This window comes from Paraliobacillus ryukyuensis, from assembly GCF_003315295.1.
GTDB lineage: Bacteria > Bacillota > Bacilli > Bacillales > Amphibacillaceae > Paraliobacillus > Paraliobacillus ryukyuensis.
The window spans coordinates 1-26,988 of record NZ_QNRI01000004.1 but is presented as its reverse complement, the minus strand read 5'-3'; the positions used below and the strand labels follow the sequence as shown (position 1 = coordinate 26,988).

General features: G+C 35.6%; 25 protein-coding genes and 1 rRNA gene. 6 read left to right on the top strand and 20 right to left on the bottom strand.

Going from position 1 to position 26,988, the window contains the following annotated elements; translation table 11 throughout:
- Nucleotides 1-83: 83 nt before the first annotated feature.
- On the top strand, nt 84-2,213 hold the full coding sequence (gene pilM / locus DES48_RS07755; RefSeq protein ID WP_113868240.1) for a cell division protein FtsA: 2,130 nt from the start codon (nt 84-86) through the stop codon (nt 2,211-2,213).
- Between the two features lie 417 nt (nt 2,214-2,630).
- Here pilM and DES48_RS07750 read toward each other — a convergent pair whose 3' ends face one another.
- The 9 genes from DES48_RS07750 to DES48_RS07710 form a co-directional block, all read right to left on the bottom strand.
- Complete coding sequence (locus DES48_RS07750; RefSeq protein ID WP_079708231.1) at nt 2,631-3,077, bottom strand: YtxH domain-containing protein; 447 nt, start codon at nt 3,075-3,077, stop codon at nt 2,631-2,633.
- Nucleotides 3,078-3,109: 32 nt separating this feature from the next.
- Nucleotides 3,110-3,526 (bottom strand): DUF948 domain-containing protein, encoded by a 417-nt coding sequence (locus DES48_RS07745; protein ID WP_113868238.1) that lies wholly within the window; start codon nt 3,524-3,526, stop codon nt 3,110-3,112.
- 226 nt (nt 3,527-3,752) lie between these two features.
- Nucleotides 3,753-5,066 (bottom strand): UDP-N-acetylmuramate--L-alanine ligase, encoded by a 1,314-nt coding sequence (gene murC / locus DES48_RS07740; protein ID WP_113868236.1) that lies wholly within the window; start codon nt 5,064-5,066, stop codon nt 3,753-3,755.
- Nucleotides 5,067-5,184: 118 nt separating this feature from the next.
- Complete coding sequence (locus DES48_RS07735) at nt 5,185-6,294, bottom strand: nicotinate phosphoribosyltransferase (protein ID WP_079708228.1); 1,110 nt, start codon at nt 6,292-6,294, stop codon at nt 5,185-5,187.
- Between the two features lie 93 nt (nt 6,295-6,387).
- The gene (locus DES48_RS07730) at nt 6,388-8,574 is read right to left on the bottom strand and encodes a DNA translocase FtsK (protein ID WP_113868234.1); all 2,187 of its coding nucleotides are present in this window, start codon (nt 8,572-8,574) and stop codon (nt 6,388-6,390) included.
- Between the two features lie 311 nt (nt 8,575-8,885).
- Nucleotides 8,886-9,488 carry a YtpR family tRNA-binding protein gene (gene ytpR, locus DES48_RS07725; RefSeq protein WP_079708226.1) on the bottom strand — a complete coding sequence of 201 codons (603 nt, stop codon included), beginning with the start codon at nt 9,486-9,488 and terminating at the stop codon, nt 8,886-8,888.
- 1 nt (nt 9,489) lies between these two features.
- Entirely contained in the window at nt 9,490-10,317 is an 828-nt protein-coding gene (locus tag DES48_RS07720; RefSeq protein ID WP_113868232.1) for a DUF1444 domain-containing protein, read from the bottom strand.
- A 125-nt stretch (nt 10,318-10,442) separates the two neighbouring features.
- A complete protein-coding gene (locus tag DES48_RS07715) occupies nt 10,443-10,754 on the bottom strand; it encodes a thioredoxin family protein (RefSeq protein ID WP_113868230.1) in 312 nt (103 codons plus the stop codon).
- 17 nt (nt 10,755-10,771) lie between these two features.
- Nucleotides 10,772-11,812 (bottom strand): PTS sugar transporter subunit IIC, encoded by a 1,041-nt coding sequence (locus DES48_RS07710; RefSeq protein WP_079708223.1) that lies wholly within the window; start codon nt 11,810-11,812, stop codon nt 10,772-10,774.
- A 159-nt stretch (nt 11,813-11,971) separates the two neighbouring features.
- On the opposite strand from DES48_RS07710, the gene DES48_RS15885 reads away from it, so the two are divergent.
- A complete protein-coding gene (locus DES48_RS15885; RefSeq protein ID WP_113868228.1) occupies nt 11,972-14,191 on the top strand; it encodes a methyl-accepting chemotaxis protein in 2,220 nt (739 codons plus the stop codon).
- Nucleotides 14,192-14,306: 115 nt separating this feature from the next.
- Here the strand turns inward: DES48_RS15885 and DES48_RS07700 are convergent, their stop codons facing one another.
- The 3 genes from DES48_RS07700 to DES48_RS07690 all read right to left on the bottom strand — a co-directional run bounded on the left by DES48_RS07700 (nt 14,307) and on the right by DES48_RS07690 (nt 16,625).
- Nucleotides 14,307-14,825 carry a hypothetical protein gene (locus DES48_RS07700; RefSeq protein ID WP_113868226.1) on the bottom strand — a complete coding sequence of 173 codons (519 nt, stop codon included), beginning with the start codon at nt 14,823-14,825 and terminating at the stop codon, nt 14,307-14,309.
- Nucleotides 14,826-14,964: 139 nt separating this feature from the next.
- Nucleotides 14,965-15,474 carry a DUF84 family protein gene (locus DES48_RS07695; RefSeq protein WP_113868224.1) on the bottom strand — a complete coding sequence of 170 codons (510 nt, stop codon included), beginning with the start codon at nt 15,472-15,474 and terminating at the stop codon, nt 14,965-14,967.
- Nucleotides 15,475-15,557: 83 nt separating this feature from the next.
- On the bottom strand, nt 15,558-16,625 hold the full coding sequence (locus tag DES48_RS07690) for a M42 family metallopeptidase (protein ID WP_113868222.1): 1,068 nt from the start codon (nt 16,623-16,625) through the stop codon (nt 15,558-15,560).
- Between the two features lie 200 nt (nt 16,626-16,825).
- Between DES48_RS07690 and DES48_RS07685 the strand changes: the two genes are divergently transcribed.
- The gene (locus DES48_RS07685) at nt 16,826-17,137 is read left to right on the top strand and encodes a PepSY domain-containing protein (RefSeq protein WP_079708218.1); all 312 of its coding nucleotides are present in this window, start codon (nt 16,826-16,828) and stop codon (nt 17,135-17,137) included.
- A 122-nt stretch (nt 17,138-17,259) separates the two neighbouring features.
- Here DES48_RS07685 and trmB read toward each other — a convergent pair whose 3' ends face one another.
- Entirely contained in the window at nt 17,260-17,898 is a 639-nt protein-coding gene (gene trmB / locus DES48_RS07680) for a tRNA (guanosine(46)-N7)-methyltransferase TrmB (protein WP_113868220.1), read from the bottom strand.
- A gap of 96 nt (nt 17,899-17,994) precedes the next feature.
- On the opposite strand from trmB, the gene DES48_RS07675 reads away from it, so the two are divergent.
- A complete protein-coding gene (locus DES48_RS07675; protein WP_079708216.1) occupies nt 17,995-18,279 on the top strand; it encodes a YtzH-like family protein in 285 nt (94 codons plus the stop codon).
- Here the strand turns inward: DES48_RS07675 and DES48_RS07670 are convergent.
- The 4 genes from DES48_RS07670 to DES48_RS07655 all read right to left on the bottom strand — a co-directional run bounded on the left by DES48_RS07670 (nt 18,263) and on the right by DES48_RS07655 (nt 21,705).
- A complete protein-coding gene (locus DES48_RS07670) occupies nt 18,263-19,066 on the bottom strand; it encodes a phosphotransferase family protein (RefSeq protein WP_079708879.1) in 804 nt (267 codons plus the stop codon). The two genes, DES48_RS07675 and DES48_RS07670, sit on opposite strands and share 17 nt — an antisense overlap.
- 111 nt (nt 19,067-19,177) lie before the next feature.
- Nucleotides 19,178-20,092 carry a nuclease-related domain-containing protein gene (locus DES48_RS07665; protein ID WP_113868218.1) on the bottom strand — a complete coding sequence of 305 codons (915 nt, stop codon included), beginning with the start codon at nt 20,090-20,092 and terminating at the stop codon, nt 19,178-19,180.
- A 34-nt stretch (nt 20,093-20,126) separates the two neighbouring features.
- Nucleotides 20,127-20,690, bottom strand: a complete 564-nt coding sequence (thpR, locus tag DES48_RS07660; protein ID WP_113868216.1) for an RNA 2',3'-cyclic phosphodiesterase — start codon at nt 20,688-20,690, stop codon at nt 20,127-20,129.
- A 13-nt stretch (nt 20,691-20,703) separates the two neighbouring features.
- Complete coding sequence (locus DES48_RS07655) at nt 20,704-21,705, bottom strand: potassium channel family protein (protein ID WP_245911341.1); 1,002 nt, start codon at nt 21,703-21,705, stop codon at nt 20,704-20,706.
- A gap of 188 nt (nt 21,706-21,893) precedes the next feature.
- On the opposite strand from DES48_RS07655, the gene DES48_RS07650 reads away from it, so the two are divergent.
- On the top strand, nt 21,894-22,112 hold the full coding sequence (locus DES48_RS07650; RefSeq protein ID WP_079708212.1) for a DeoR family transcriptional regulator: 219 nt from the start codon (nt 21,894-21,896) through the stop codon (nt 22,110-22,112).
- Nucleotides 22,113-22,161: 49 nt separating this feature from the next.
- Here the strand turns inward: DES48_RS07650 and DES48_RS07645 are convergent, their stop codons facing one another.
- Entirely contained in the window at nt 22,162-22,884 is a 723-nt protein-coding gene (locus DES48_RS07645; protein WP_113868212.1) for a pseudouridine synthase, read from the bottom strand.
- A 14-nt stretch (nt 22,885-22,898) separates the two neighbouring features.
- Nucleotides 22,899-24,539, bottom strand: coding sequence for a putative polysaccharide biosynthesis protein (locus DES48_RS07640; protein ID WP_113868210.1), 1,641 nt, complete (start codon nt 24,537-24,539; stop codon nt 22,899-22,901).
- A gap of 257 nt (nt 24,540-24,796) precedes the next feature.
- On the opposite strand from DES48_RS07640, the gene DES48_RS07635 reads away from it, so the two are divergent.
- Nucleotides 24,797-26,053, top strand: a complete 1,257-nt coding sequence (locus DES48_RS07635) for a BaiN/RdsA family NAD(P)/FAD-dependent oxidoreductase (RefSeq protein WP_113868510.1) — start codon at nt 24,797-24,799, stop codon at nt 26,051-26,053.
- 600 nt (nt 26,054-26,653) lie between these two features.
- Here DES48_RS07635 and rrf read toward each other — a convergent pair.
- Nucleotides 26,654-26,769 (bottom strand): 5S ribosomal RNA (rrf, locus tag DES48_RS07630).
- Nucleotides 26,770-26,988: the final 219 nt, after the last annotated feature.

Here is a 26,988-nt window from a genome sequence, read left to right as displayed (position 1 = left end):
TTCTTTATATTTTATCGCTTACACTTTTATTTTTTGTAGTAGCTTACGTTAATTAATCTTATTGTTTAGAAAGGAACAGGTGTATGAAGGAACAAATATTTGCACTAGATATCGGTACACGTTCTGTTGTTGGACTTCTTTTGGAACAAACAGAAACGCACTATACTGTTCTTGACTATGTTGTTCAAGAACACCAAGAACGTTCTATGTTAGATGGACAAATTCACGATGTGGTATCTGTTTCAAGAGTAATTCAACAAGTAAAAGAAAAACTTGAACAAAAACATCACATTACATTAACAAAAGTATGCGTTGCGGCCGCGGGGAGAGCATTAAAAACAAAACGAACCACGATTACCAAAAATATTGCAACTCACCCCTTACTCTCAAAAGAGGATCTATTATTTTTCGAATTAAGTGCCGTACAACAAGCACAACATGATTTAGCGTTGGAAGAAAAAGAACACTCAACCACACACTACTATTGTGTTGGTTATTCTGTGCTTCAATATAAATTAGATCAAGATAGCATTGGTTCCTTAATTGATCAACAAGGGGAACAAGCAGAAGTAGAAATTATCGCTACGTTTTTACCAAAAGTGGTAGTAGAATCATTAATTGCAGCTCTACAACGAGCAAATTTAGAAATGGAAGCTTTGACATTAGAGCCAATTGCAGCAATTAATGTTTTAATTCCAGCATCTATGCGGCGCTTAAATGTTGCACTTGTTGATATTGGAGCAGGTACAAGTGATATTGCTTTAACTGATGCAGGTACGATAACTGCATATGGTATGGTTCCAAAAGCTGGCGACGAAATTACTGAAGCCATTAGTGACCAATACTTATTAGATTTTAATGAAGCAGAACGAGTGAAAAAAGATATCACTACCAACGGACAAGCTCTATTAACGGACATACTTGGTTTTGAACAAACGATAACCATGCAAGAGCTTGCTGATTCCATTAAACCAGCAATTGAACATCTTGCTGATGCGATTGCAGAAGAAATAATAATGCTGAATGCAAAACCCCCTAAAGCAGTAATGTTAGTAGGTGGCGGTAGTTTGACACCATTTTTAACTGAGATTATCTCACAGAAATTACAATTACCTGATAATCGTGTTGCAATCAGAGGAACGGATGCGATTCCTTCGTTGAAATTTGCAACAGATATGCCAGAAGGGCCAGCATTCATTACACCAATTGGAATCGCAATTGCTGCAAAACAAAATCCTGTTCATTATATCAGTGTCACCGTTAATAATCGTGCAGTAAGGCTATTTGATATGAAACAATTAACGGTTGGAGATTGTTTGTTAGCAGCCGGCATTCATATAGACAAATTATACGGTCGTCCTGGTATCGCTTATATGATTCGTTTTAATGAACAACCAATTACGTTACCAGGTACCTATGGAAAACCACCAAAAGTATGGTTAAACGGGGAATTAATTCATATTAATGAACCGATCAAACATGGTGATGTCTTGCATGTTGAAAAAGGGGAAGATGGTACAGAACCTACTGTGGCAATTGAAGAACTTGTTGGAGATATGGAAACGTTCACTGTGTACTTTAATCATCATCCTTATCCATTAAAACCTGTTTTTATAGTTAATAACAGTAAAGTAGATAAACATTATCTACTGAAAGATAATGATAAAGTCCATGTTTCCTATATAAAAACGGCCAAAGATTTCTTTGATTCCATTAATTTGAACCTTAAGGACAAAGAAAAAGATAATTTTACGTTATATATTAATGCTGAAAGAAAGCATATTCCTGCTTTTACACAAACAATAATAATAAACGGGGAAAAATCCAGTGCCTCCACTCGGTTAAAAACAGGCGATCGCATTGAAATAACAGAACATATCTCACCCACTGTTTCAAATTTATTAGATCAACTCAAAGAATCTATTTATCGTTCTATTAGTGTTACGTTTAATGGAGAGCCTATTACCATCCAAAAACAACATAAAAAAGTATTTCGTGATGGAAAAGAGTTAAATTTAGAGGATAGTATTCAACAGTTTGATCATATTGAGTTAAAATCAATCGAAAACGATCATTTTATTTTTCAAGATATCTTCAATTTTGTGTCAATTGATCTTAGTGAAATAAAACCGGGAGTTGAAATTAAAAAGAACGGAGAACCAGCTACATTTTTAGATGTATTAGCACCAAATGATGCAATTACAATAAAATAATAAGATTACAAGTTTAGCGGAGACATTACGATAGCCAATCTAGCAAAAGAAAAAGAAGCTGGGACAAAGCTAATTTTTAACTACAGTACACGAATGATTGATGAGAGCTTAACCATCGCACCCGGAAATACACTCGCCTTCTGCGAGCACGGCCTCGGGCACACAGGACGTGGGTCAGTTAGACGTTGTCACAGGACGTGACAACGTCTAACTTCTAACCGCTTTACAAAGTGGATCTTCGGCTCGTGGGACTGCGATTACTCGTCCCATCGAAAACATACGCTGTTCCCGCTAGAGTCTCGTATATTTCCAGTTACTTAGTTATGTTTTCTAACTAAAACGAACGATGGATAAAATAGGTTATCCATCGTTCGTTTATTAGGGATCTTCATTCACTTTTGTCCCAGCCTCTTCATTTTATGATTGTTTTTTCACATCATCTGCTGCTTCCTCGATTGCTTCCGCTACTTCATTTGCTGCTTCATCAGCAGTTTCTTTTACAGCAACGGCATCTTCTTGAGCTGTATTCATTTTATTTTGAATCGTTTGCGTTGTTTCTTTAAATTTATCACTTAACTCTTGAGATTTTTGTGCCACATTTTGCTGCACTTGTGTGGACGTTTCTTTCGCATAGTCTTTCCATTCATTCCCTTTTACATAAGCGATGTCTTTCCATTCATTAGCGCGATCTTTCAACACGCTAGCTCCTTCATTTAAGTCACCGCGAAGCTCTTTACCAGATTTAGGGGCAAATAGCAATGCTACAGATGCACCTACAATACCACCAATTAATGAACCAATTAAAAAGTCCTTGCTATTAATATTATCTTGTTGTACTTGATTTTGTTCCTCACTTCTACTCATTCCAATTCCTCCTAATAAAAAATTATTGTTACTTACTTATTGTTTCTAGATCTTCTTTTTTTAAATAACTCTGTTACTACTGTTCCCCATTTAATCGCTTGCGCTGTTTCTTCTTTATTTTTTTCAGCTACAGAAGAGACACTATCGGAAACTTTACGAATTGATTGGTTGAAACTTTTAATTGTTTCTCCAATACCCTTCACCCCATCAACCACTGTGTTTAAACGCGTAGACTTATCATTAATATCTTCAGCTAATTGATTAGTTTTATTTAATAATGCAGTTGTTTCTGTTGTTATACCTTCCATTTGTTTCTCTAATCCCTCTAATGTGTCAGCCACATGAGACATCGTTCTTTTTGTTTCTTTTAATACTCTAGCTAAATAAATAACTAGAACAGCAAATGCAATAGCAAATATTAATGCAGCAATGTAGAGTAAGATAATCATTATCGAGTTCAACCCCTTTGATATGTATTAGATATTATGAAAGTCTATGCCTATATTATGCTAAATACCCAGTTAAACTGGGTATAAAACTTCATCTCTTAATAAAATTTACATTTGGCTCAAATTTATTCCTAATTAATTGAAAAATAACTGTAAAAAAGAAGAGTGGCCATCCCCTCTCTTCTTCATTCGAAAAATATAATCTAATTTCTTTTTAGCTATAAATTTATGCTTCGCTTGTTGATTCTTGTGCTATTTTCTCATAAGCTTCTTGAAACTTTTGAATATCTCCAGCTCCCATAAATACGAAAACACTGTCTGTATAAGCCGCTAGCACGTCTATGTTGCCAATCGTTAAAAGCTGACTGTTTTCAATTAATGCTTGTAGATCATGTATCGTAAGCTTACCGGATCCTTCTCTTGCCGAACCAAAAATATCACATAAAAATACATGATCTGCGGTATTTAAACTATCCGCAAATTCTTGTAGAAAAGTCTTCGTTCTAGTATACGTATGTGGCTGAAAAATAGCTGTCACTTTTTTGTTTGGATATTTTTTTCGAACGGAGTCTAACGTCGCTTCAATTTCTTTAGGATGATGTGCATAATCATCAATAAGTATTTGATTTCCCAATTGTTTTTCCGTAAAGCGTCGTTTCACTCCAGTAAAAGTACTGATTTTTTGTATCTCATCAGCCGTCATATTCTCATAATGGCAAATTGTAATAACCGATAAGGCATTTAAAATATTGTGGTTGCCATACATCGGAATGGTAAAGGTTGCATAGTAATTATTTCTTACAAATACATCAAATGTTGTACCCTCTGATGTCTCGTTAATATTTTTAGCCTGAAAATCATTGCTTTCAGCAAAACCATAATAAAGAACGGGTACCTTTGCTTGAATTTGTTGCAGATGTTCATCATCCCCACAAGCAATAATACCTTTTTTAACATTTTCAGCCATGCTCTGAAAAGCATCGAATACATCATCAATACTAGTGAAGTAATCTGGATGATCATAATCAATATTTGTCATAATCGCATAATCAGGTTGATAGGCTAAAAAATGTCTTCGATATTCACATGCTTCAAAGACAAAATATTTACTATCGATTTGTCCATGTCCGGTACCATCACCAATAAGGTAAGATATTGGATAGTTTTGATAAAGAACATGCGCTAACAACCCAGTAGTTGAAGTTTTTCCATGTGCCCCTGTAACCGCAATACTTGTATATTGTTTTAACCATTCCCCTAAAAAGTCATGGTAGCGATAAAAAGGTAAACCAAGTTCTTTAGCAGCTTGGATTTCTGCATGATCATCAGAGAATGCATTTCCTGCAATTATAGTTAATCCTTCAGTAATATTATCTTTTGAAAAAGGTAATATTGGAATCTGTTTTTCTTCTAAACTTCGTTGGGTGAAAAATACTTTATCTACATCAGAACCTTGCACCTTCTCGCCTGAGTCATGTAAGATCTGAGCCAAGGCACTCATCCCTGTTCCTTTTATACCGATAAAATGGTAAATTGTCATAAATATGAACCTCCAAAATAGAGCGTTAAATCTTTTAATGAATTCGTGTTGTTTTACCCAAATAACCATTTTAGCACAAAGTTATGTTGAGCACACGCTTTTTTGCAACTACTTTATATTAATTTACAAAAGCAACTTTTTCCAACCTTGAATTTGGTCGGTATTTTCGACCTTCTTTTGATTCTGGCTTTCCATTAAGTAGTACATTATCACCAGTGAATCCAATGTGGATATGCAACAAACTTCTACCAATACCATACATATCAACAGGGACGTTTTGTTTTTCAAATGTTCGGATTCGTTGTTCAGTAAAACCACCGCTAGCGATAATTTTCACATGCTGAAAGCCTTCTGCATCCAACGCTTCCCGCAAAGCAAAGATCAATTTTGGATTTACACCTCTCGGATCAAAAGTTCCCATTAGATGTTGGTTACGGAGAAAATATTTATCAACCATGTGACCTGAAGTATCTAACCGAACCCCTTTTAACGTATCCCCAAACTCACGTGCAACTTTTAGTGCATCTGTAATTACATCATTATTATAATCAACAAGTACCATTAAATCATCATTAGGGTAAACTTCATGATACGCTTTAGAAGCAGCTACAATATCACCTTCAAACATTTGTATCATGGCATGCGGCATCGTACCCATACCTGTTTTTCCCCACCATTCATTCATGGCATGAGTTGCTTGAGCCGTTGAACCACCGATGAACGCTGCATAGCCGTCCCCAGCTTGTTGGGTATAGTGATCATCACGATCACCCATGAAAATTACCGGTTTTTGTTTACCAGAGGTTCGGGCTGCTTTCACCACATTATATACATTGGTTGCTACAGATGTTCGACGTGCTAAAATCCCATCAATAATACCTTCTAAATAACCAAATGATTGATAGGGGCCGGTTATGGTAAGCACGGTTTCATAAGGGCTTATTTTATCACCATCTTTTAGCGCATGAATTTCCAATTCTTCAGGGTGGTCTGCAAACGTATGTATAAGTGCAATAGCCTCATCTGAACCACATAATACAGCTTCACTTTTTTGAAAAAACTGCATGGTTACAGTATTGTTTGGACGGATCTTTTCAGCTATTTCTTTTGTTTTCAGAAAATATACAGCTGAAAACCAGCCTTCTCCAATTCGTTTGTCAAATTTGAATGTTTGATTCGTTAAACGATCTATTTCTCCATTTAATTTTTTTGTTATTTCTTTTTTCATTTGTATTTACCCCTCATTACGTTCTTTTTCTTTGCCTAATGTCTATCATATAAGATTCTACCGTTATCTACAAGCTTTTATCACTTTATGGCGTTATTCATTCCAATTAGCAGAAGAAACTAGCACATCTCTTGGTTTACTACCTTTTTGAGCCGAAATAATCCCATTATCCTCTAAAGTGTCAATTAACCTTGCAGCTCGGTTATAGCCAATTTTAAAACGTCTTTGTAGTAATGAAGCACTAGCACCTTGTTGTTCGATAACAAAAGATAATACCTCTGGATACAAATCATCTTCGATCGCTTCTGTTTCTACTTGTTGTAATAATTCTTCTTGTTCAAATAAGTAATTTGCAGGAGCTAGTTTTTTTACATAACTTGTCACACGTTCAATTTCATCATCCGTTACAAATGCACCCTGAATACGAACGGCTTGTCGCGCTCCATTTTCTACAAATAACATATCTCCTTTTCCGAGCAACCGCTCTGCTCCATTGGTATCAATGATAGTACGAGAATCTACCTGAGATGAGACACTAAAAGCAATACGTGTAGGGATGTTAGCTTTAATTAATCCAGTAATAACATCTACTGAAGGGCGCTGCGTGGCTAATAATAAATGTATACCACATGCTCTTGCCTTTTGCGCAATACGACAAATGGCGTCTTCTACATCTTGTGGCGACATCATCATCAGATCAGCTAACTCATCAATTACAATAACAATGTACGGCATTTTTTCTGATGTACGTTGTTGTTTCGTCAATTTTTCATTGTAGCGTTCAATATCCCTTGTTCCTTCTTTAACAAATCGTTCGTAACGATTTTCCATTTCTGCTACCGCCCATTTTAATGCATGTGTCGCGGCTTTTACATCTGTAATAACAGGCGCAACCAAATGCGGAATTTCATTATATGGAGCAAGTTCCACCATCTTTGGATCAATAAGCATTAATTTAACATCTTCTGGATCTGCATGATATAATAAGCTAACAAGTATGGTATTAATACAAACACTTTTACCAGAACCAGTCGCTCCTGCGATTAATCCATGGGGCATTTTCTTAATATCCGTAACGATTGGGTTACCAGCAATGTCTAACCCAAGTGCTGTATTCAAAGAAGAGCGATGTGTTTGGAATTGTTCTGATTCAAATATTTCTTGTAATCCAACAGCTTTTGATTGTTTATTAGGAATCTCAATTCCGATCGCATTCTTACCAGGGATTGGTGCTTCCATTCTAATATCTTTCGCTGCCATATTTAATTTAATATCATCACTTAAGTTTTTTATTTTACTTACCTTAACCCCTGCTTCTGGTTGAATCTCAAATCTGGTTACGGTTGGGCCTTGCATCGTAGCAATGACTTTTGCATTAACATGAAATTGTTTTAACGTATTTTCTAGTAATACTGCTTGCTGGCTAACCCATTCATCATCGCCTGTTTGTTTAGAAAATGAATCATTAAGTAAATGATAAGGAGGTTGTTTATGACGCTTTGGTGATACTTGTATGTTACTCTCTTGTTTTTTTCGTTCAAAATATCTTTTTTTATCACTTGGACGCATGCGAACATTAAATGGTTGTTTACTTGTTTTTCTTTGTTCTTTTTTATTTTCCAAGCTATTTTCATCTGGTGAGGTGCTAGTTTCGTTTGCTATAGATAATGTCGCACCAAGTGTTGGTTGCATTTCTTTATGGTTGACTACTTCTTCTTGAATATCAAGAATTTGCTCAGTATGTGCAGCTCCAATCTCCACCGTGGTTTCTACATTGTCTATATCGTTTCCATATGCCATTTCTGCTATCTGATCTGTTTCTTGATCTAAATTATCCTCTGCATCATTTAGCTTATCATTTAATTCCTTCGTTTCTACTACCTCTGTATACGTTTCTTTCTTTCTCAAGAAGGCTGGTGTTTCTAAATTAGTTGCCTCGTTTGGTCTTTCTCGAAATCCATGTACAGGCGAAGGAACCGAAGATGGACGAAATGGTTTACGGTTTACAAAATCCTTTTTCGATTTAATATTTTGATTATATGGTGGTTGTTGGATTGCTGTTTCTTGTCGATCGCTTCTAGCCGTTCGACTCTTTGGTGACGCATTAGTTTCATCTGGTATAATCGGAAAGTTAAAATTTTTCTTTGTTGGATATTGATAAACTACTTTTGTCTCTATTTGCTGTTTTACCGGTTGACTTTGATTGTTCGTTGGCTCGAATTCTTCTTCTGATGAATTGTCTAACCATTTCTTTATTTTATCTTTCCATCGTTCTAGCATATTACTTCACTCTTCCCTACTCAATTATTAATTCTATTTTAACAGGTTTTTGACTGTTTTAAAGACTCTTATCAAGACAAACGCTAAAGATAAGATTTTATGCTGACTATAATTGTATGAAATGGAATAAAAACTGGGTTAGTACCCATGTGTGGGCTCAATCGCTTTCACAATTACTTATCGGAATTACATTTACGAATGAAATAGTAAAGATGAAGTGGACTTAAGTTCATAGAATATTAAAAAGCAAAAAGAGACGTATCCCCTTTTGCTCTTGATCCTGCAATCATTCCTATTTAAAGTACCACTTGTTATACAGGGAATGGTTGACCAGCTTTCACATCTTCTCCTAATACATAGATACCCTTTTCTTGTGGTGCATTTGGTAAACCTAATTCTTTCTGAGAACAAATCATACCGTGAGATGGAACACCTCGTAAACTTGCATCTTTAATTTCCATACCACTTGGCATAATTGCACCGACCTTAGCAACAACAACATGCTGTCCTTTGTCTACATTTGGTGCGCCACAGACTATCTGTACTGTTTCATCCCCAATATCTACTTGACAAACACTTAACTTATCAGCATTTTCATGTGGCTGTTTGTCTATCACATATCCAACCACAAACTTAGGTGACAAATCGACTTCTAATGTATCCTTTAATCCGTTTCTGTGAAAAACTTCTTCAATTTCCTCTACTAATACTGGCGTAACGTCTATATTGTTTGTATCTAGTAAAAAATAATTAGAAGCTTCAAAAATATTATAACCGAGTACCTCATTGGATTGTTTATCAGTAATTTTCACGATATTACCGAATTTTTCTTGTGTGATTTGATATCGATTTCCTTGTTTAAACATAATGATTAGGCAATCGCCAATTCCTTTTTTGTTATAAAAAACCTGCATATTATTCATCCTTTTTTGTATTTTTATTTGGAGTTGGTCTGTTTTTCGCCAATATAAAAATCGGCTCTAACTTTTTATCTTCATAAATGAAAGATAACGAAGTAATTGGTACGCGACCCTCAGCAAAAAATTTCATTGTCATTTGTGCTAAAATATCATAACCAGTATCATTCTGCACGTCAACTAGTATTAATACATCTTGATGTGGAACAGCTACTGCTAATTCCCCTTTTGCATTTAGACGCATCTCTTCTAAAAAAGCTTCATTTAATACTCGACTGGCATCATAACCATCATTAGTCGAGATAAAATAAAAGTCATTACCTGCTACTTGATCATGTTTTGAATTAGTAGACAATGAACGCAGGTTAAAACTTGCGACTTCCTTTACCCGTTCTTCTGTCCAACCTTCTTGTTCAAGCATCCCTTGATCAATTAATTGATACGTTTTTCCTAAATCAAGTGCATAATAAATCCGAGTCTCAGCTGTATGTTCAGCGTAAATTAAAGCCAACTCTGCGTTTGTTTGTGTAGGAAATGAAGTCGATCGGATGACAGGGAATACGGCATTTTCTTTTCCTTGTAGGGTTGGCGTTTGATTCATCACTTGTAATGCTTCACGAATGTGAAAAACGAGTTCTTCAATTGCTTTTTCGCCTTTTTGCTCATATTTAGCGACCACATTTGGTAAGGTGATGGTTATCCCTTGATGTGAATCTTGCCATTCCACACGATATGTATCTTTATCCCGATTAAATGACGTACGCCATTGTTCCTCATTTAATTTACTGTCTAATATTTTTTTTAGTTGTATGCTTGTCATTTTCACTATTTTTTCCTCCTTAGGAGAGGGATCTCATATAAAACTATTTTAGCATGAATAAATGTTGTTACAAAACATGACTTTCAGCAGAGAATCCACTCTACTGAAAGATAAGTAATACTTGACGCACTTTATAAGGTGTTAAGAAATGTCTCTACTTCTTCTTTTGTTTTTGCATCTTTACTTACAAATCGACCAGTTTCCTTGCCATCCTCAAATGCCAAAAAGCTAGGAATACCGAATATGTCATAAGAGATACAGACATCAATAAATTGATCACGATCAACATAGACAAATTGAAAACTGTCATATGTTTGTTCTATTTCAGGCATAAACGGCTCAATTAATCGACAGTCAGGGCACCAATCTGCCGAGAATAATAAAACCGTTTTTCCATTTCCTAAAATTGATGTAAGTTCTTGTTCATTTTGTAATGTTTGCATTAAAACTTCTCCTTTTTCTACTCATAGTTGATACGCATATCACCAAGTTTAATCCAACCACGCTTACGCATATATTCTGACAATACCAGACTAATGATAGCTGGACCAATAATATGCACGCCTAGAACCATCCATAATACATCGAGATGGAACCCCATTGTGTTAAAGGTCATAATCTGACCAACAAACCCAGCAGTTCCCATGCCAGCACCTGAAGCATTATTTATCATATCAAACCATACAGAAGCAAATGGAGCCATTATTGCTCCCGCTATAGTTGGAGGAATAATAATGATTGGTTTTTTGATAATATTGGCTACTTGTAGCATTGATGTACCAATTCCCTGCGCTAATAATCCACCAATGCCATTATCTCGATAACTAGATACTGCGAATCCTACCATTTGTGCAGCACAGCCCACAGCTGCTGCACCTGCAGCCAAGCCATCTAATGATAACATTAATGAGATGGCCACACTTGAAATTGGGGCAGTTAGTGCCCAACCCATTAAAACAGCTACAATGATTCCCATTATAAATGGTTGTTGAGCTGTCGACCAATTGATGACATTCCCGATAGCTGTCATAAATGAATCAATTGGGGGCCCGACGAAGCGGCCAACTATATAACCGACTGTAATCGTCAGTAAAGGGGTTAAGATAATATCAATTTTTGTTTCTTTATAAATCATTTTACCGAATTCTATCGCAATTAAAGCACTTATGTAGCTACCCACTGGCCCAGCCAATTCATATCCAAAGGCACCACTGAATAATGCTGAAAACATAACTAAAGGTGGTGCTTTTAGCCCATATGCAATAGCAACGCCAATCGCTCCACCAATAATTTTATTATCCATTGCAAATGACCCAATTTCCATTAAGGAAGTAGTTAGTAGTGATGATCCTAATGCAACATCAAGTTGTTCTCCAATTGTATTAATAATAAGTCCGATAATAAGTGAAGAAAATAATCCTAACGCCATATAACTTAATGCTGTAATAAAATATGCATGTACAGATAATAGTACACCTTTTTTCTTTAAAAACTGTAACATTTCCTAGCCTCCTTTTCATTGTTTATCTTACACAAACAAAGTAACAAACTCAAGAATATATGATGAAATTGAAATATGTCTTTATACTCAATTGTTTTTTTGCAGAATTTTCTCTATAATATGTTATATTCATAGAGAAAACTACTGAGGGGGAGTTAAATGAAGACGATTAGTGGAAGATTACGGTTAATTTTGTTGATATCCGTAGTCAGTATTTTTATTTTAAGTGGATTAACCACTTATTTTTTTATTAATCAAAACCAAGCACGCAAAGAAACACAGCAACTTCAAGAGGCTTTAATAGCTAGTGAACAAATCAATTATGATGTAGCCACCATTCGGGAAGCGGAAGAACGATTCTACGCAAATCCTACTGACGAAAATGCCGAAGCCATTCGAACAGCTATGACTGGTATTCAAGAAGAAGCAACTCAACTTTCAAAGACTTATGATACTTATCCTGAAATAGCCAATAGATACCAAACCATTTACCAAAATGCAACTACATATTTAGAACAACTAGAATCAATGGTCAGCATGTATCGAACAATTGGTTTTACTAATGACCAAGGGTTAAAAAAGACAATTCAAGATTATTATGAGCAGTTTTATCAACTTGTCACGGCAGAGAATAACCCAGCTCTAACAAATGTTTTACTAGAAGTTAAAATTCTGGAACAATCATTCTTGAATAAAAATAGTGAAGAAGTCACGCAAAATATGGACGAAAGTATTGCAGCTTTAAAAGAAGCGGTAAATCAGTCTGATTTAGCAGAAAAAGACGATCGCGTTTTTCAGACCGGCTTGTTGCGTTATGACCAAGCTTTATCCACGGTTGGACGAACCTTAACACAAGCAGAAGAATTGCGAGGGAAGTTTGAATCTGCTACTACAGAAGTAACTGCGAATGTAACCGATGTAGCTGAAATCGTTACGAATTTAAATAATGACATTCAATCTCATCAACTAACTTCTTTCCGAATCATGATGATTGTCTTTGGTATCACAGGACTAATCGCTCTTGCGGCTATTATTGTTACTGGTATTTATTTAATCAGACGAATAACAAATTCTATTCAAACCTTGACAGATGGGGCACGTCAAATAGGCGATGGTGATCTATCTTACCGTGTGCCAATCTCTACTCAAGATGAATTATCAACTTTAGGACAAACCTTTAACCAGATGACTGAAAAAATGGAACAATCGATGATCAAAGTACGTGACGCATCGGAAGTGTTAAATGAATCTTCAACCAGCTTGGCTGCAGTGTCCCAACAATCTGCAGCACAAACAGAACAAGTTAATGTAGCGATAAACCAAGTATCCTCAGGCGCACAAGAACAGGCAAATCAAATTGAAGATAGCACGAACTTCATTAAAGAAGTAGCCAATAAAATTAACAACACAACAAAAGCAACCAATGATATTTCCACTAAATTAAGCGGGGCAATGGAGGAGAGTAATCAAGGAACCAAAACTGTGGATACGCTAGAAAAAACTTCTGCATCATTCATGGAAATTGCTACAAATCTAACTAATAAAGTAAAAGAAACTGCTTCGCAAACCAAAGAGATTACAAAAATTGTTTCAGCGATTGAAGATATTGCAGATAGTACAAACTTATTAGCATTAAATGCAGCCATTGAATCAGCTCGAGCAGGAGAAAGTGGCAAAGGGTTTTCCGTTGTTGCACAAGAAGTTCGAAAACTCGCAGAACGTTCAAAAACAGAAGCACAACAAATTAATGAACTGATTGATCACATGAGTAAGCAGATGGAGAGCTTATCAAGCGAAGCTGCGCAATTTGAGACCTATCAAGAAACCCAAAGTGAGGCAGTTGATCATACCAAATTTGCCTTTAATAAAATTACCGATCATATTCATAACATAAATCAAACATTAGATCATGTACAAGTTGCCATAAGAGATGTTGATGATGCGAATGGGTCATTGGAACAACGACTACAAGAAATTCGTACGATATCTGAAGAGTCCGTCGCGACTGTTCAGGAAGTGGCTGCTTCAAGTGAATCTCAAGCTCAGGCGATCGATGAAGTTAATCGTTCTGCTATGAACTTACAAGACTTATCACAAACATTGGCTGAAGAAGTTCAACAATTTATTATCCAAGGTAACCATACTACTTTAGACGATCAAGTAGCTATCACAGAGCAAGAGGAGAATAATCCTACGAATGAAGCATTCGCTGAGACAAATCAACCTTCTTCAGTAACTAGTGAAAATGAAATAACAGCTACTATGGAAGAACCAATACAAATCGAAGAAGATGAAGTAGAAGAAGATCATTACAGTGAATCCCCAGAAGATTATGAAGAACAAATCAGCAATGAAGATAGTGAAAAAAAAGAAGAATAATTAAAAGTGCATGATATAAAAACAAACGATAAATCGAACCTAATCGATTTATCGTTTGTTTTTTGGTTGCTTTCTTATTTTAAAGTATCCTACTGCCTGCAACCATACTATATACTTATTCCGTTTGATCAGAATATGCCATTGAATTTGCCATCTGCATCATCTCTTTTACATCTTCTGCCATATTTGATAACGTTGTTTGAGTGGTAATCTTGACACCACCAATACCAACTTGTAATTCATAATCTTTATCTAATCCTGTTACTCTGACATAACCAAAACGTTCTTCCGTTTCAAAAGCTTCTAACAACTCATTATTACCATTAGATTCAGCAGCCTGATAATTTAACTGACTTGTTGTAGACTCCAAAGCATTATAGAACAGAATATACGTCTGGTTACCACTTTCTAAAATAAGATTACTTTTAGACTCATCAACCACGTTGTATCCATCTGGAATATATATAGAAAAGTTATCAAACTGCTCATTTGATTGTAATGGTTCTTCATGAAATACAGTACTAGCGTTCTCTTTTACCGCTGATAAAGCTTCTTCTTGTGAAGGTCCACATCCAATTAGAACAAACAAACTAGCAATAGTAAATAAACTGATTACCGTTACAACTCGATTCATTGTTATCCTCCTTTATAGTACAATTTAACCATTACCTATAATACTACGAATTCAAGATTTGACAAGTGTATATGAATAAGTTCACAATTTTTTCTTTTAACGCTTAAAACTCATTTTATTTAAGTGTATGTAATATTCTTTAATTTCTGCTTTGCCCATATGCATACTGTCCTTTAAGTAAATGAACAACATGGACAAACATATCCTTTCGAGAGATTGTTTCATTAGTGAGAATTCCGATCGCACCTTCTTTTTTTCGAATATCCTGTTTATTTGCATAGCTTACCATAATGTCACCAAGTTCATTCCCTTTTTCTAATTCCAATACAATCTCTTTTGGTAAAGGGATACGTGCACCACTTGCTACATATACTTCACCAAACCGATCTACTAAGGCTCCCCAATTACATAGAAAGACCTGTTCCTTAATTCTTGTTACTCCCCCTTCTAATCCAATTCCACAGGCATTTTCTTTAAGTTTAGCCGAGTGTTTTGCACGATTTATGGCGCCTTGCATGGTTTCTTCATCAGAAATTGGTTGAGCACCCACATTGGATGGCACGTCTTTACTAATAACGTTAGCATTTAAAAACACTTCTTGCACCGCATTTATTTTAGCAGGATTTTGCGAACCGATGATAATTTCCATACGATTACCTCACTTGAGAATGTATTTTTCCAAACATGTATCTAATCAAAGAAAAAAGAGGGTATCCCCCCTTTTTCTTATTATTAACCATTATTCTTAATTTGTTCTACCGTGTTTGCATCGGTATTCTTTACTAACTCAATGATTAATGCTTTCGCTGCAGCATAGTCATCCACATGAATAATGGATGCATGTGTGTGAATATATCTTGAAGCAATACCAACAACAGCTGAAGGAATTCCTTCATTAGCCACATGTACTCTTCCTGCGTCTGTCCCCCCTTGAGAAATGAAGTATTGGTAAGGGATATTTTTTGATTCAGCCGTATCAAGTACAAAGTCACGCATACCTCTATGTGTAATCATGGAACGATCAAAGATACGTAAGAGTGCTCCTTTACCTAACTGTCCAAATTCTTTTTGGTCCCCTGACATATCATTTGCTGGAGAAGCATCTAACGCGTAGAAAATATCAGGTTGAATCATATTGGCTGCTACCTGTGCCCCGCGCAGTCCCGCTTCTTCTTGAACTGTCGCACCGGAATACAATTGATTAGGCAGTTTTTCAGATTGTAGTTCTTTTAATAATTCAATTGCTAATCCACATCCATAGCGATTATCCCATGCCTTTGCTAATATTTTCTTCTCATTTGCCATTGGAGTAAAAGGCGTAATTGGGACAATTTGTTGCCCAGGCTTAATACCTATTTGTTTTGCATCTTCCTGATCATCAGCACCAATATCAATAAGCATTTCTTTTTGATCCATAGGTTTTTTCCGTTGTTCAGGTGTCAAATTGTGTGGGGGTGTAGAACCAATTACACCCACAATCGGACCATTGTCTGTCATTATTTGTACACGTTGTGCAAGTAAAACTTGTGACCACCAACCACCTAATGGTTGGAAACGCAACATTCCATTATTGGTGATTTGTGTAACCATAAAGCCAACTTCATCCATGTGACCAGCCACCATAATTTTTGGGCCACTGCCATTTTTTACACCAAACACACCACCAAGGTTATCTTGGATCATCTCGTCTGCGTAATTTGATAGTTGTTCACGCATAAACGATCGGACAAGATGTTCATTTCCTGGTGCTCCTTGTAATTCAGTTAACGTTTGAAATAACTGCTTTGTTTCTGTTTCCATATGTAAGACCTCCCAAGTATTAACCATATCTTTATTGTAACGGACTATTATGATGGATTCCACTAATTCATGTTGCAGAATATTTTGCGATTTAGTATATATCAGTTATACTAATGATTAAAAGGTCCAGTCAAAGTATATAATGGATGTATGTTATAATAGTGAAGAAAATTTATACTTTAAACAATTGAGGTGAAAAAATGAATTGGAAAAAGCTTTTAGGCGCAGCTGGAGTTGGAGTATTGATTGGGTATACGATTCGTGATCAAATGTCACAACAATTCGTTAAACCGGAAAATGCACTAAAATTAGCTAAGGAAGCTTTTAAACAAGAAGGCCCTGTGAGTGGCTCGTGGATTTATATGAAGCCAGAGGAAGTATCGAAAAATAATTTAACTTACATGGTTTATCGTGGTGGAATTACACGTACGATTGATGAGCTTAACAAACAGTACGAATTTTATGTAGATGCTCATACAGGTTCTATCATTGATGTAAACGAAACTGCCTAATAAAACAAGCAATGAAAATGTACAACCTTAATAAAATCGTAACTTATTAAAATTTGAACGTTAAAATAATTGATACTCAAAGTAAAAGCACAGTGCTAATATGAATGCACTGTGCTTTTATTTTAAACAAATGTTGCACGACAACGATAAATTGGTTGTCCTTTGGCAGAAAATTTTTCTTCATATTCTGTCATTATATTGGTAGGATCATTGAATTCATGCAGATCTAATACTACTTCTTCAAGTTCCATACCAAATTGAGAAAAACTCACTAACGAATACTCAAAAAGATGCATATTGTCGGTTTTCAAAACGATTTCTCCACCCGGCTTAAGAATGGATTGATACTGTTCTAGAAACGTTTTGTAAGTTAATCTTCTTTTAGCATGTTTATTTTTAGGCCAAGGATCGGAAAAATTCAAATAGATTTTATCTACTTCATTCTCTCCAAAAATGTCCGTAACATTATCTGCATCGTCACTAATGAAACAAACATTGCCTGGTTGTTCTTCTACTACTTTTTGGACAGCGCTAACCAAAATGCTTTGCACCACTTCAATTCCGATAAAATTTACGTTTGGGAATTGTTGCGCCATTCCCATAATAAATTGACCTTTTCCTGTACCGATTTCTAAATGTATTGGGGCATGATTGGTAAACTTCGCTTGCCAATCTCCTTTGTAGTCACTTGGATTTGGAACAACAATATTGTTATTTTCTTTTAAATAATCATCTGCCCAGGGTTTGTATCTTGCACGCATAATTTTTCTCCTTTTTAAAGGATTATTCTTAGTGAATTTTTACAAGTATAATATATGATTCCTAACAAAAAATATAGTCAAAGGTGGTGATGACCAATGACTTTAAATGCTTACAATCAATTAAATCTTTTAGCTGATCTATTAAGTGAACAAGCTGAAGATTGCTGCGGGAGTGTTGCAGAATATCAACAAATTAAACGATTAGTTCAGTCTCTCATGGCTAATGAAGCAGTAGATGATCAGTATTTAATGCAAGTATTGCCTGAAATATATAATTATGGTCGTCAAGGTGAAATTGCTCAGAATTTAGAGCAACATATCCAATCAAACCAAACCAATATTACCAATTGGTTACAGCACATTCCTACTTCTTATAGCTAATTGCTCGATTAAGAAGTCGTTCGAGTTCTTGTAATTGCTGAGCGGCTTCTTTTTCATTTTTTTTCACTCGATTACTTGCATATGATTTAAGTTTTTCCATGATCATATACCAGTGCATTCTAATAAACAAGTGTACATTATTATCTATTCCATAGTTATCAAGCCATTCGTCCCAGTCTGATTCAGGAATATACCAATGTAACAACATCCCTAAATCCAAAGCTGGATCACCAATCTCAGCATTATCCCAATCGATGAGATATAACTGACCAGAGTGAGAGACCATCCAATTGTTATGGTTTAAATCACAATGACAAACCATCTGCTTTGCTTGGTGTAACTCGTCCATATTATGAGATAAATAGTTAAGCGCTTGATGCACGATTAGAGGCATTACGTCTTCTGTTACCATCTTTAACTTTTGCATAAGGGTTTTATACATATTTGATGGATCAATTGGTTTTTTCCCCATTCGTGTTAACATATCTAATAGTTCGGTTGAATGGTGTATTTTACTTAACAAATTTGCTACTTTTGGATGTTGTATTTCTTCTGGGTTTAACGCTTTCCCTTCTAACCATTCTTGCGCAGTAATTACATCCCCATTTTCAAGTCGTTTTGTCCAAACAAGTTTTGGAACAATCCCTTGTGCGGATAAAACAGCCAAAAATGGTGAAGAATTACGTTTAAGAAAAAGACGTTTATTTTGATTTTGTGCATAATAAGCTTCGCCTGTTGAGCCACCAGCAGAAGCTATTGTCCATTCTTTTCCAAGAATATGTTGCACGTCTTTCACCTTCCATTCTTCTCAATCATTGTTTCTTTTACCTACGTTCAAAAAAAGAGCGATAAATTAAGATTAACGCATGTTAGGGTGAAATATCAAGAAAAAAATTTATTAATTTAATGGTGAAAAATCATCCATTTCCTCTTGCTGCCATTCTGGACGTTTAACAGCTACAGAATCGCAGTGGCTCAATAACGCATCCGCCACTTTAAGTTGCGTGTATTTTAATGGGGAGACTAAATTTCTTTGTTCTTGCAACCAAGTTTCATGCTGACCCTTGCCAATAAATTGTGTTAAGTAAGGTTCAATCTGAAATTCCATATCATTCGTTCGAGACAAGACAATTTTTTTTACAGGAAATTCTGTATCAATTGTTCCTAAGATGCTTTTTATTACGGTTTCCGTACGCTTCAAACCAAGTATAGGGCTTAAAAATTTAGTTTGAATATTATTTTCTTCTGTGTACCAGGTTCGATCATCTCCAGCAATAATTTTGACAGAAGAAGGGCGTTCAATCATGGATATAATCGTTATACCAACCGGCGTGATTAAGATAATCTCTGCGTCAATTGTAGCATTTTTTAATTTAAATACTGGATTATATAATAAAAAGAACGTATCCGGAAAACGTTGTAAAAAATAACGCAAGGTTAAATCTTCATAATAATAACGATCTAAAAATGACATTTCATTTATCGTTGTAGAAGCCCATCTTAACTGAAAAGGAAGTAGTGTATCTAAAAAATATTGTTTTAAATCCTGCTTTGATGTTGGTAATGTAAAGGCATCATCTGTAGTTTCTTCCATTTGTTCTCTTCGTTGAAAAAATTTCTTCCATCTAGATACAGGCATGTCTTCCTCTTTTTCTTCTGTAATTGGCAGCATATCTTGTTCTTTTTGCAATTCCCATTGAATGATTAATTTTTTCCAGTTTTCTTGTTTTAAACGAATAAATTGACCTGGATAATGAAAAGGATCTTTCTCATATCTAGAAATATAGTTTTCTAACTTAATTAATTGTGTCATGTTGGCACCACCTGAATATGAGTTGAATTACTGGCTAAAAGCGTATTGTATCAACCAATTGATACCTAGGAGTTAATTGTGGTTTTACTTGATACAATACCATTTGTGTAACAGATATGGACTTTATTTCATTAATCACCTGTTGCACTTCCTCGTAAGTACTGGGGTCGAAATCGCCCTTCACCCACTTTTTGGTTAAGGTGATGTGAGGTTGATATGCTCTTTTTTCTTGTTGAAAACCATTGTTTAATGTTACTTGTTCAATTTGATTGTATAGATTAATCAATGCTTCGTTCTTTTCTACGTTCAGCCAACTTACTCTTGGATGATTTTCTAATCCAAAAAAACCGATTCCGCCAATAGTGAGCTGAAAAGGAGAGCTAATTACTTGTATTTTTAAAACGTTCATTAATTCATCTATTATAGTTGGAGACATCGCACCAAGAAATTTTAACGTAATATGAAAATCAGCAGAGTCTACGACATGTTTGTACGTTAATTTACCATAATTTAAAAATAAGTTTTGTTGCTTTCGGACCCACTCCTTGATATGGTGCGGTAACGGAATCGCCAAAAAGTAGTGTGCATTCTCTGTCATAAAACCCTCCTAATTACGAATTTAATTTAGTATAAATGGTTTTTATTGCATCCTTATCACAGATAACATATAATTGCGCATTGCTTGGGATTGTCTCGTCTAGGATACGATTAATACCTAAATTGGCTCCATCAGCTATCAAAGTAGCTCCATAAGATAATAATTCTTCAAATGCATCTCGATAGGTGTTCCACCTGTCTGATTTAGCAACATAAAATAAATCATCACCTTTTGTTCGTCTTAAAAGTTGTCCATACACACTTGAGAGACCTTTACGAAACGCTGAACGAACAAACAAGGAAGAGACTGTTTCAGTGGACACAATGAATTCATCCACTTGCATATACTCAAAGTTTTTAATGTGTTCTTCTTCCATTACTTCCACAATCGTATGGACATCTGGAGCAATAGATTCGATGGCTGAAGCGATTAACAATGTTTTCCCATCTGTTAATTGATCATCCTCTATCATATCATCTGCAAATACCAATACGGAATGCGCTTCTTGAACATTCGCTTTCTTTAAAGTCGCCGTATCAGAAGCATTCCCTTTTATATAATGAATATTGTCTTCTAAGATAGGAGCATTTTCAAGATCATCAATGATTACAATTTCGATATCCTTTGACGTATCCAGCATCTCTTTTATGGCAAATGAAGCCTTCTTTGACCAACCAATGATAATATAATGTTGCTTTTCTTTAAACACAATATCTCCCGCCTCTTTTTTTCTTCTAAATGCAGCTAATCCATCAACGACTTTTCCTATAATCACACCTACAACACCAATACCGAAGATGTATAAAAATAACGCTACCATTCGACCGCCGACGGACACTGGTGAATAATCCCCATACCCTACTGTTGTAACAGTTGTCATTACCCACCAAAAACCATCCCACATGCTTGGAAAAGTCTCTGGTTCAACCACAACAATTAGATAGCTAGTCAGTGCTACAAGAATAATGGTAGTAGTGAATAATAAACTGTTATTAATTTTTATAAGTTTTTGCATTAACCTTCTAAGAATAAACACTGATTATCGTTGCTCCTTTCTCCCTATTATACAAAAAAATGACCAAGATTAAGAATATGTAAAATACATCGAATGACTAGCGAAATATTCTGAAAAAGTGTAGAATATAATTGACTTCAATATTTGGCATCACCACAAGTCTAATGACATCATTAAGGAGTGGTTTTTTGAAGCAATCAACAACCCGTATGCTTACTCGTGTAAAGGCTGTTTACTTATTTATCAAAGAAAATGGTTCTGTCACCACAACAGAGATTGCAGATGAATTTGGAATCACTGATCGAACCGTGCAAAGAGACCTCAATGTGTTAGAGTATAACGGCCTAGTTATGAGTCCCAATCGGGGAAGATGGAAAGTTACGAATAAGAAAGTTAAAATTTCGTAAATAATTATATCTTCATATACAATTGCTGACTTGATGTAAAATTGTCAGCTTATTTTTTTGTCGTAAGTTGCTTCAAATAATCAATTTCCTCATCACCTAATTCACGATATTCTCCTTTATCTAACGTGGAATCTAACTCCCAACTTCCAAATGCTAATCGCTTCAGATACAATACAGATTTGTCAACCGCTTCAAACATTCGTTTGATTTGATGATACTTACCTTCTGTAATCGTAACATAGATTTCGGATTCTGTATCACTTGTAATCACTTGTAACTCTGCTGGTTTTGTTATATAGCCATCATCTAAGCGAACACCATTTTGAAACACTTCTACATCAGTTTGTGAAACCTTTCCATTTATTTTTGCATAATAAGTCTTACCTACATTTTTTTTAGGTGAAAGTAATTGATGTGCTAACTTCCCATCATTTGTAATTAGCAACAATCCCTCAGTATCTTTATCCAAACGTCCAACTGGAAATGGTTCACGTAATTGATCTTCTGGTTCTAGCAAATCAATAACGGTCTCTTCTCGGTTATCTTCTGTCGCTGTAATAACTCCACCTGGCTTATGTAACATAAAATAGACAAAAGGTTTATAGTCCACAGGTTCACCAAAAACAGTAATCGTATCACTTTCTGGATCAATGTGAGTCTTGGCATCTTTAATTACTGTCTCGTTTTTCAATACACCCCCTTGCTTAAGGAGTTGTTTTACCTCCTTTCTACTGCCAAATCCTTCGTTTGCTAATAATTTATCAATTCGCATGTTTATTTCTCCTTTTATGCTCTTTTTCTCTTAAACAATCGATCAATAAATCCAATTCTACTGCCCAAGACATGTTCCAACAAGGTCGACACATAGCTTAGCCATAAATAAACACTTGCCCCTGCAAGGACACTTACTGTAAGAATCGCAATACTTGCTAATCTACCATCAGTATAACTGATCCAAAACTGCAATACCCATTTAGACAATAAAACAACAAGCACCATTATGGCTGTAAAAATACCGATAAGTATTGTTCTTTTGGTTATTTGGCGTAAAGAAAATTGAATAGCTAATTTAATTCTCATGATATTAAGTAGTACTGTAACAAATGATGCGATAAGTGTAGCAATAATGGCACCTTTTGCTTCAAATAAATGCATAAAAGGAATATTTAATAACCCTTTTAGTAATAAACCAGCAATTAAACTGATTATTGCATAGTTTTGTTGGCTAATAGATTGAAGTATGGAAGCTGTAACTGAAAATAATCCAAAAAACAATGCTACTGGTGCATACCAGCCTAATAAAGAGGCATTTAAGTTGATATACTTATCTAAGCCATAAAACGCCCCCCACACTTCCGAAGAAAGTACAGACATTCCTAAAACAGCTGGAATAACTAAGAGCAAAACAACCTGTAAGGATTGATTAATCTGCTTAAATAACTGTTCACGATTTTTCTCGACAAATGACTTTGTTAATGTAGGCAGCGAAGCTAATGACATCCCTGTCGCTAATGTAATCGGAATCATGACTAATTTATGGCCATAAAAATTAATAGTAGAAAATGCATTGTCAATGTAGCTACTACTTGTAAGACCAATAGAAATCATTGTCCGTTCAAATGTGATGGCATCGATTTGTTGATAAAGCGGGATAGCTAAACCAACAATTACAAACGGACCCGCGTAACGAAATAACTCGTTAAACATCATACGTGTTGATAATTTATAAGTCGTTACTTGTTGATTTAATTGTCGATCAATATATGGTTTTCGTTTTTTCCAATACCAAATTAGAACAATTCCTGAGGCAATTGCACCAATAAAAGCTGAAAAAGTTGCAAACCCTATAGCTAATGTGGTTGAGCCATTATAGACTTTTATAATAAGTAACACAGCTACTAGTAAAAAACCAATACGAACAATTTGTTCTACAATTTGTGAGATACTGGTAGGCCCCATGGATTCATTTCCCTGAAAAAACCCTCTGGTAATACTCATGATCGGAATAATAAGTAATGCAAAACTAAGCATTTTCAATACCATGGATACATCAGACTCTGTAATTCCTACTGCTTCTTTAGGAATATATAGTTTAGCTAACAAGTCTGCCCCTAAAAACATAATTAAAAAGGCTACAATACCAGTAACTAACATAAACCTTAGGGCTAACTTGTACATCTGTATACTTGTTTTATAATCCCCTAGTGAATTATATTTAGAAACAAATTTAGATACAGCTAGTGGAATACCCACGGTAGACAAGCTAAGAAAAATGGTATACGGACCATAAGCAAGGCCATATAATTTAGCCCCTGAAGCTCCTACCAAGCTTTCAAAGGGAATAGTATAGATCATTCCTAAAAATTTAGATAAAAACGTTGCACCTGTCAGTAATAGTGTGCCACGTAATATTGTTGATTTTGACATTTCTTCACCTTAATCCTTCAAATTATCGAATGGTATTATTTTATCATAGATAACAAGATCAGCCACTATTTGACATTGAATTTTAATATTTGCAGAACATTATTCACAAAAACCTAATTTTCATATATGATGTAAGTTGATTATAACCTAGTCATACATTGATTGCGATAAAATAAGTTTAGCTCTAGCTAATAGGGTCAAATAATGAACGAACAGCTTAAATAATTTTTAAGCAGGATAAAGGAAGGATGAATATTTTGGAACACCAAGTTACTGTGATAGGTGGAGGACCTTCTGGATTAATGGCAGCAATCGCTGCTGCTGAACAAGGAGCTTCCACACTTTTAATAGATAAAGGAAAGAAATTAGGAAAAAAACTCGCTATCTCAGGTGGCGGACGATGTAATGTCACAAACCGACTTCCACAGGATGAGTTGATTAAGCATATACCAGGAAATGGGCGTTTTTTATATAGTGCTTTTTCAGTATTTAACAATTACGATATTATTGATTTTTTTGAAAATCTGGGGGTAGCACTAAAAGAAGAAGATCATGGCCGGATGTTTCCTGCAAGTAATCAAGCCAAAGATGTTGTCAATGCTTTACTAACTCGTTTAGAAGATTTAAATGTCACAGTTCGTAAGAGTACAGTGGTTGATGCGATCCATTATCAATCAGATCAACATACAATCATATTAGATGATGGCGAGAAAATTAATACGAAAGCGATTATCATATCTGTAGGAGGAAAAGCCGTTCCACACACTGGATCGACTGGGGATGGCTATAAATGGGCGAAGATGGCCGGCCATACGATCACTGATTTATACCCCACAGAAGTACCGCTAAAATCAAACGAAACTTTTATTAAAGAAAAACAACTACAAGGATTAGCACTTCGCAATGTTTCGCTATCAGTAATGAATCCAAAAGGAAAAAAAATCGTTTCTCATCGAATGGATATGCTTTTTACCCATTTTGGTATTTCTGGGCCTGCCACCCTCCGTTGTTCTCAATACGTGGTTAAAGAATTCCATAAAGGTGCTGACGCAGTTGCCATGGAAATTGATTGTTATCCTGATCAAAAGGAGCAAACACTACTGGATGAAATAATGAGGCTTACCAATGATACGCCGAAAAAAGCATTTCGAAACATTGTAAAAGGATATGTACCAGAAAGATATCTTGACTTTTTGCTTAATAAAAATGAGATTGCTTCTGATCTAAAAGCAGCCAATATTTCCCGGGAAAAGATTGAGCAGTTTATCCATGATTTAAAAGCATTTTCCTTTCAAGTCCATGACAGTCTTCCAATGGAAAAAGCCTTTGTTACTGGCGGTGGTGTTTCTATTAAAGAAATTGTCCCTAATACGATGCAATCAAAAAAAATGGACCGTCTTTACTTTTCAGGCGAAATTTTAGATATTCACGGTTATACTGGTGGTTATAATATCACTTCTGCATTAGTAACAGGACGTATTGCTGGCATGAATGCAGCATGGGAAGTACTTTAATAGTCGTTTTTTATGTGGCAGGATATTACTATTCCTGCCTTTTTTGTTTTTTAGCGCGATTGTGTGAGCCATTCTCTTACGTATAGATTGAGATCGGTGAATCTATTTATCATTGTTTAGCCAATCTACTTGACTTTATCTTGGGATAATTTTTGGTTCTCTGTCAAATGTGGTGGTGTGATTTTCACTCCACCATCTCTTTTATTACACTTACATTATTAATCATACTTGCACCTGAACCGCAGGGGAAATATACTCGCTTTCCTCGGGCACGGCCTCGGGCACACAGGACGTGGGTCAGTTAGACGTTGTCACAGGACGTGACGGTTTTCGTCTAACTTCTAGCCGCTTAACCAAGTGGATCTTCGGCTCGTGGGACTGCGATTACTCGTCCCATCGAAAACATTTGCTGTTCCCGCAGGAGTCTCGCATATTACCTCTGCTTTAGGGGAACAAAAGAGGGGAAGACGTGTATTTTTTTGTTTCTATTCAAACTTGATAGAGCAGAAGACACCACCACGTTTAGTATAGAACGTAAAGTATCCAAAGTTCTAGTACAAAAAAAAGACTTCATTGATTAAATCAATGAAGTCTTTTTTTGCTTAGCGACGTCCTACTCTCGCAGGGGCAAAGCCCCAACTACCATTGGCGCTGAAGAGCTTAACTGCTGTGTTCGGCATGGGAACAGGTGTGACCTCTTCGCTATTGTCACTAGGCCTTCATGATGAAGGTCATGCAGACGTTGCCACACGATGTGGCGAAGTTAGTCTGTAAACCATTTTCAAAGGTATGTACCTTCAAAACCAGATAAGAAAGACAAGGGTATCAAACGTTAGAATTTCATCCAGTTTCAACTCCCACTGTTGTGGTCGTTTCCACTTTTGTTATTTAGTTAAGTCCTCGATCGATTAGTATTCGTCAGCTGCACGTGTCAC

Bases quoted from the DNA above. Each gene is read 5' to 3' on its own strand.
- DES48_RS07700 (WP_113868226.1), bottom strand. From the start codon at position 14,825: ATGAATCGAGTTGTAACGGTAATCAGTTTATTTACTATTGCTAGTTTG.
- murC (WP_113868236.1), bottom strand. From the start codon at position 5,066: ATGACAATTTACCATTTTATCGGTATAAAAGGAACAGGGATGAGTGCC.
- DES48_RS07695 (WP_113868224.1), bottom strand. From the start codon at position 15,474: ATGGAAATTATCATCGGTTCGCAAAATCCTGCTAAAATAAATGCGGTG.
- DES48_RS07675 (WP_079708216.1), top strand. From the start codon at position 17,995: ATGACTTTAAATGCTTACAATCAATTAAATCTTTTAGCTGATCTATTA.
- DES48_RS07685 (WP_079708218.1), top strand. From the start codon at position 16,826: ATGAATTGGAAAAAGCTTTTAGGCGCAGCTGGAGTTGGAGTATTGATT.
- pilM (WP_113868240.1), top strand. From the start codon at position 84: ATGAAGGAACAAATATTTGCACTAGATATCGGTACACGTTCTGTTGTT.
- DES48_RS07745 (WP_113868238.1), bottom strand. From the start codon at position 3,526: ATGATTATCTTACTCTACATTGCTGCATTAATATTTGCTATTGCATTT.
- DES48_RS07750 (WP_079708231.1), bottom strand. From the start codon at position 3,077: ATGAGTAGAAGTGAGGAACAAAATCAAGTACAACAAGATAATATTAAT.
- DES48_RS07735 (WP_079708228.1), bottom strand. From the start codon at position 6,294: ATGAAAAAAGAAATAACAAAAAAATTAAATGGAGAAATAGATCGTTTA.
- trmB (WP_113868220.1), bottom strand. From the start codon at position 17,898: ATGCGTGCAAGATACAAACCCTGGGCAGATGATTATTTAAAAGAAAAT.
- DES48_RS07715 (WP_113868230.1), bottom strand. From the start codon at position 10,754: ATGCAAACATTACAAAATGAACAAGAACTTACATCAATTTTAGGAAAT.
- thpR (WP_113868216.1), bottom strand. From the start codon at position 20,690: ATGACAGAGAATGCACACTACTTTTTGGCGATTCCGTTACCGCACCAT.
- DES48_RS07665 (WP_113868218.1), bottom strand. From the start codon at position 20,092: ATGACACAATTAATTAAGTTAGAAAACTATATTTCTAGATATGAGAAA.
- DES48_RS15885 (WP_113868228.1), top strand. From the start codon at position 11,972: ATGAAGACGATTAGTGGAAGATTACGGTTAATTTTGTTGATATCCGTA.
- DES48_RS07690 (WP_113868222.1), bottom strand. From the start codon at position 16,625: ATGGAAACAGAAACAAAGCAGTTATTTCAAACGTTAACTGAATTACAA.
- DES48_RS07645 (WP_113868212.1), bottom strand. From the start codon at position 22,884: ATGCGAATTGATAAATTATTAGCAAACGAAGGATTTGGCAGTAGAAAG.
- ytpR (WP_079708226.1), bottom strand. From the start codon at position 9,488: ATGCAGGTTTTTTATAACAAAAAAGGAATTGGCGATTGCCTAATCATT.
- DES48_RS07640 (WP_113868210.1), bottom strand. From the start codon at position 24,539: ATGTCAAAATCAACAATATTACGTGGCACACTATTACTGACAGGTGCA.
- DES48_RS07655 (WP_245911341.1), bottom strand. From the start codon at position 21,705: ATGCAAAAACTTATAAAAATTAATAACAGTTTATTATTCACTACTACC.
- DES48_RS07730 (WP_113868234.1), bottom strand. From the start codon at position 8,574: ATGCTAGAACGATGGAAAGATAAAATAAAGAAATGGTTAGACAATTCA.
- DES48_RS07710 (WP_079708223.1), bottom strand. From the start codon at position 11,812: ATGTTACAGTTTTTAAAGAAAAAAGGTGTACTATTATCTGTACATGCA.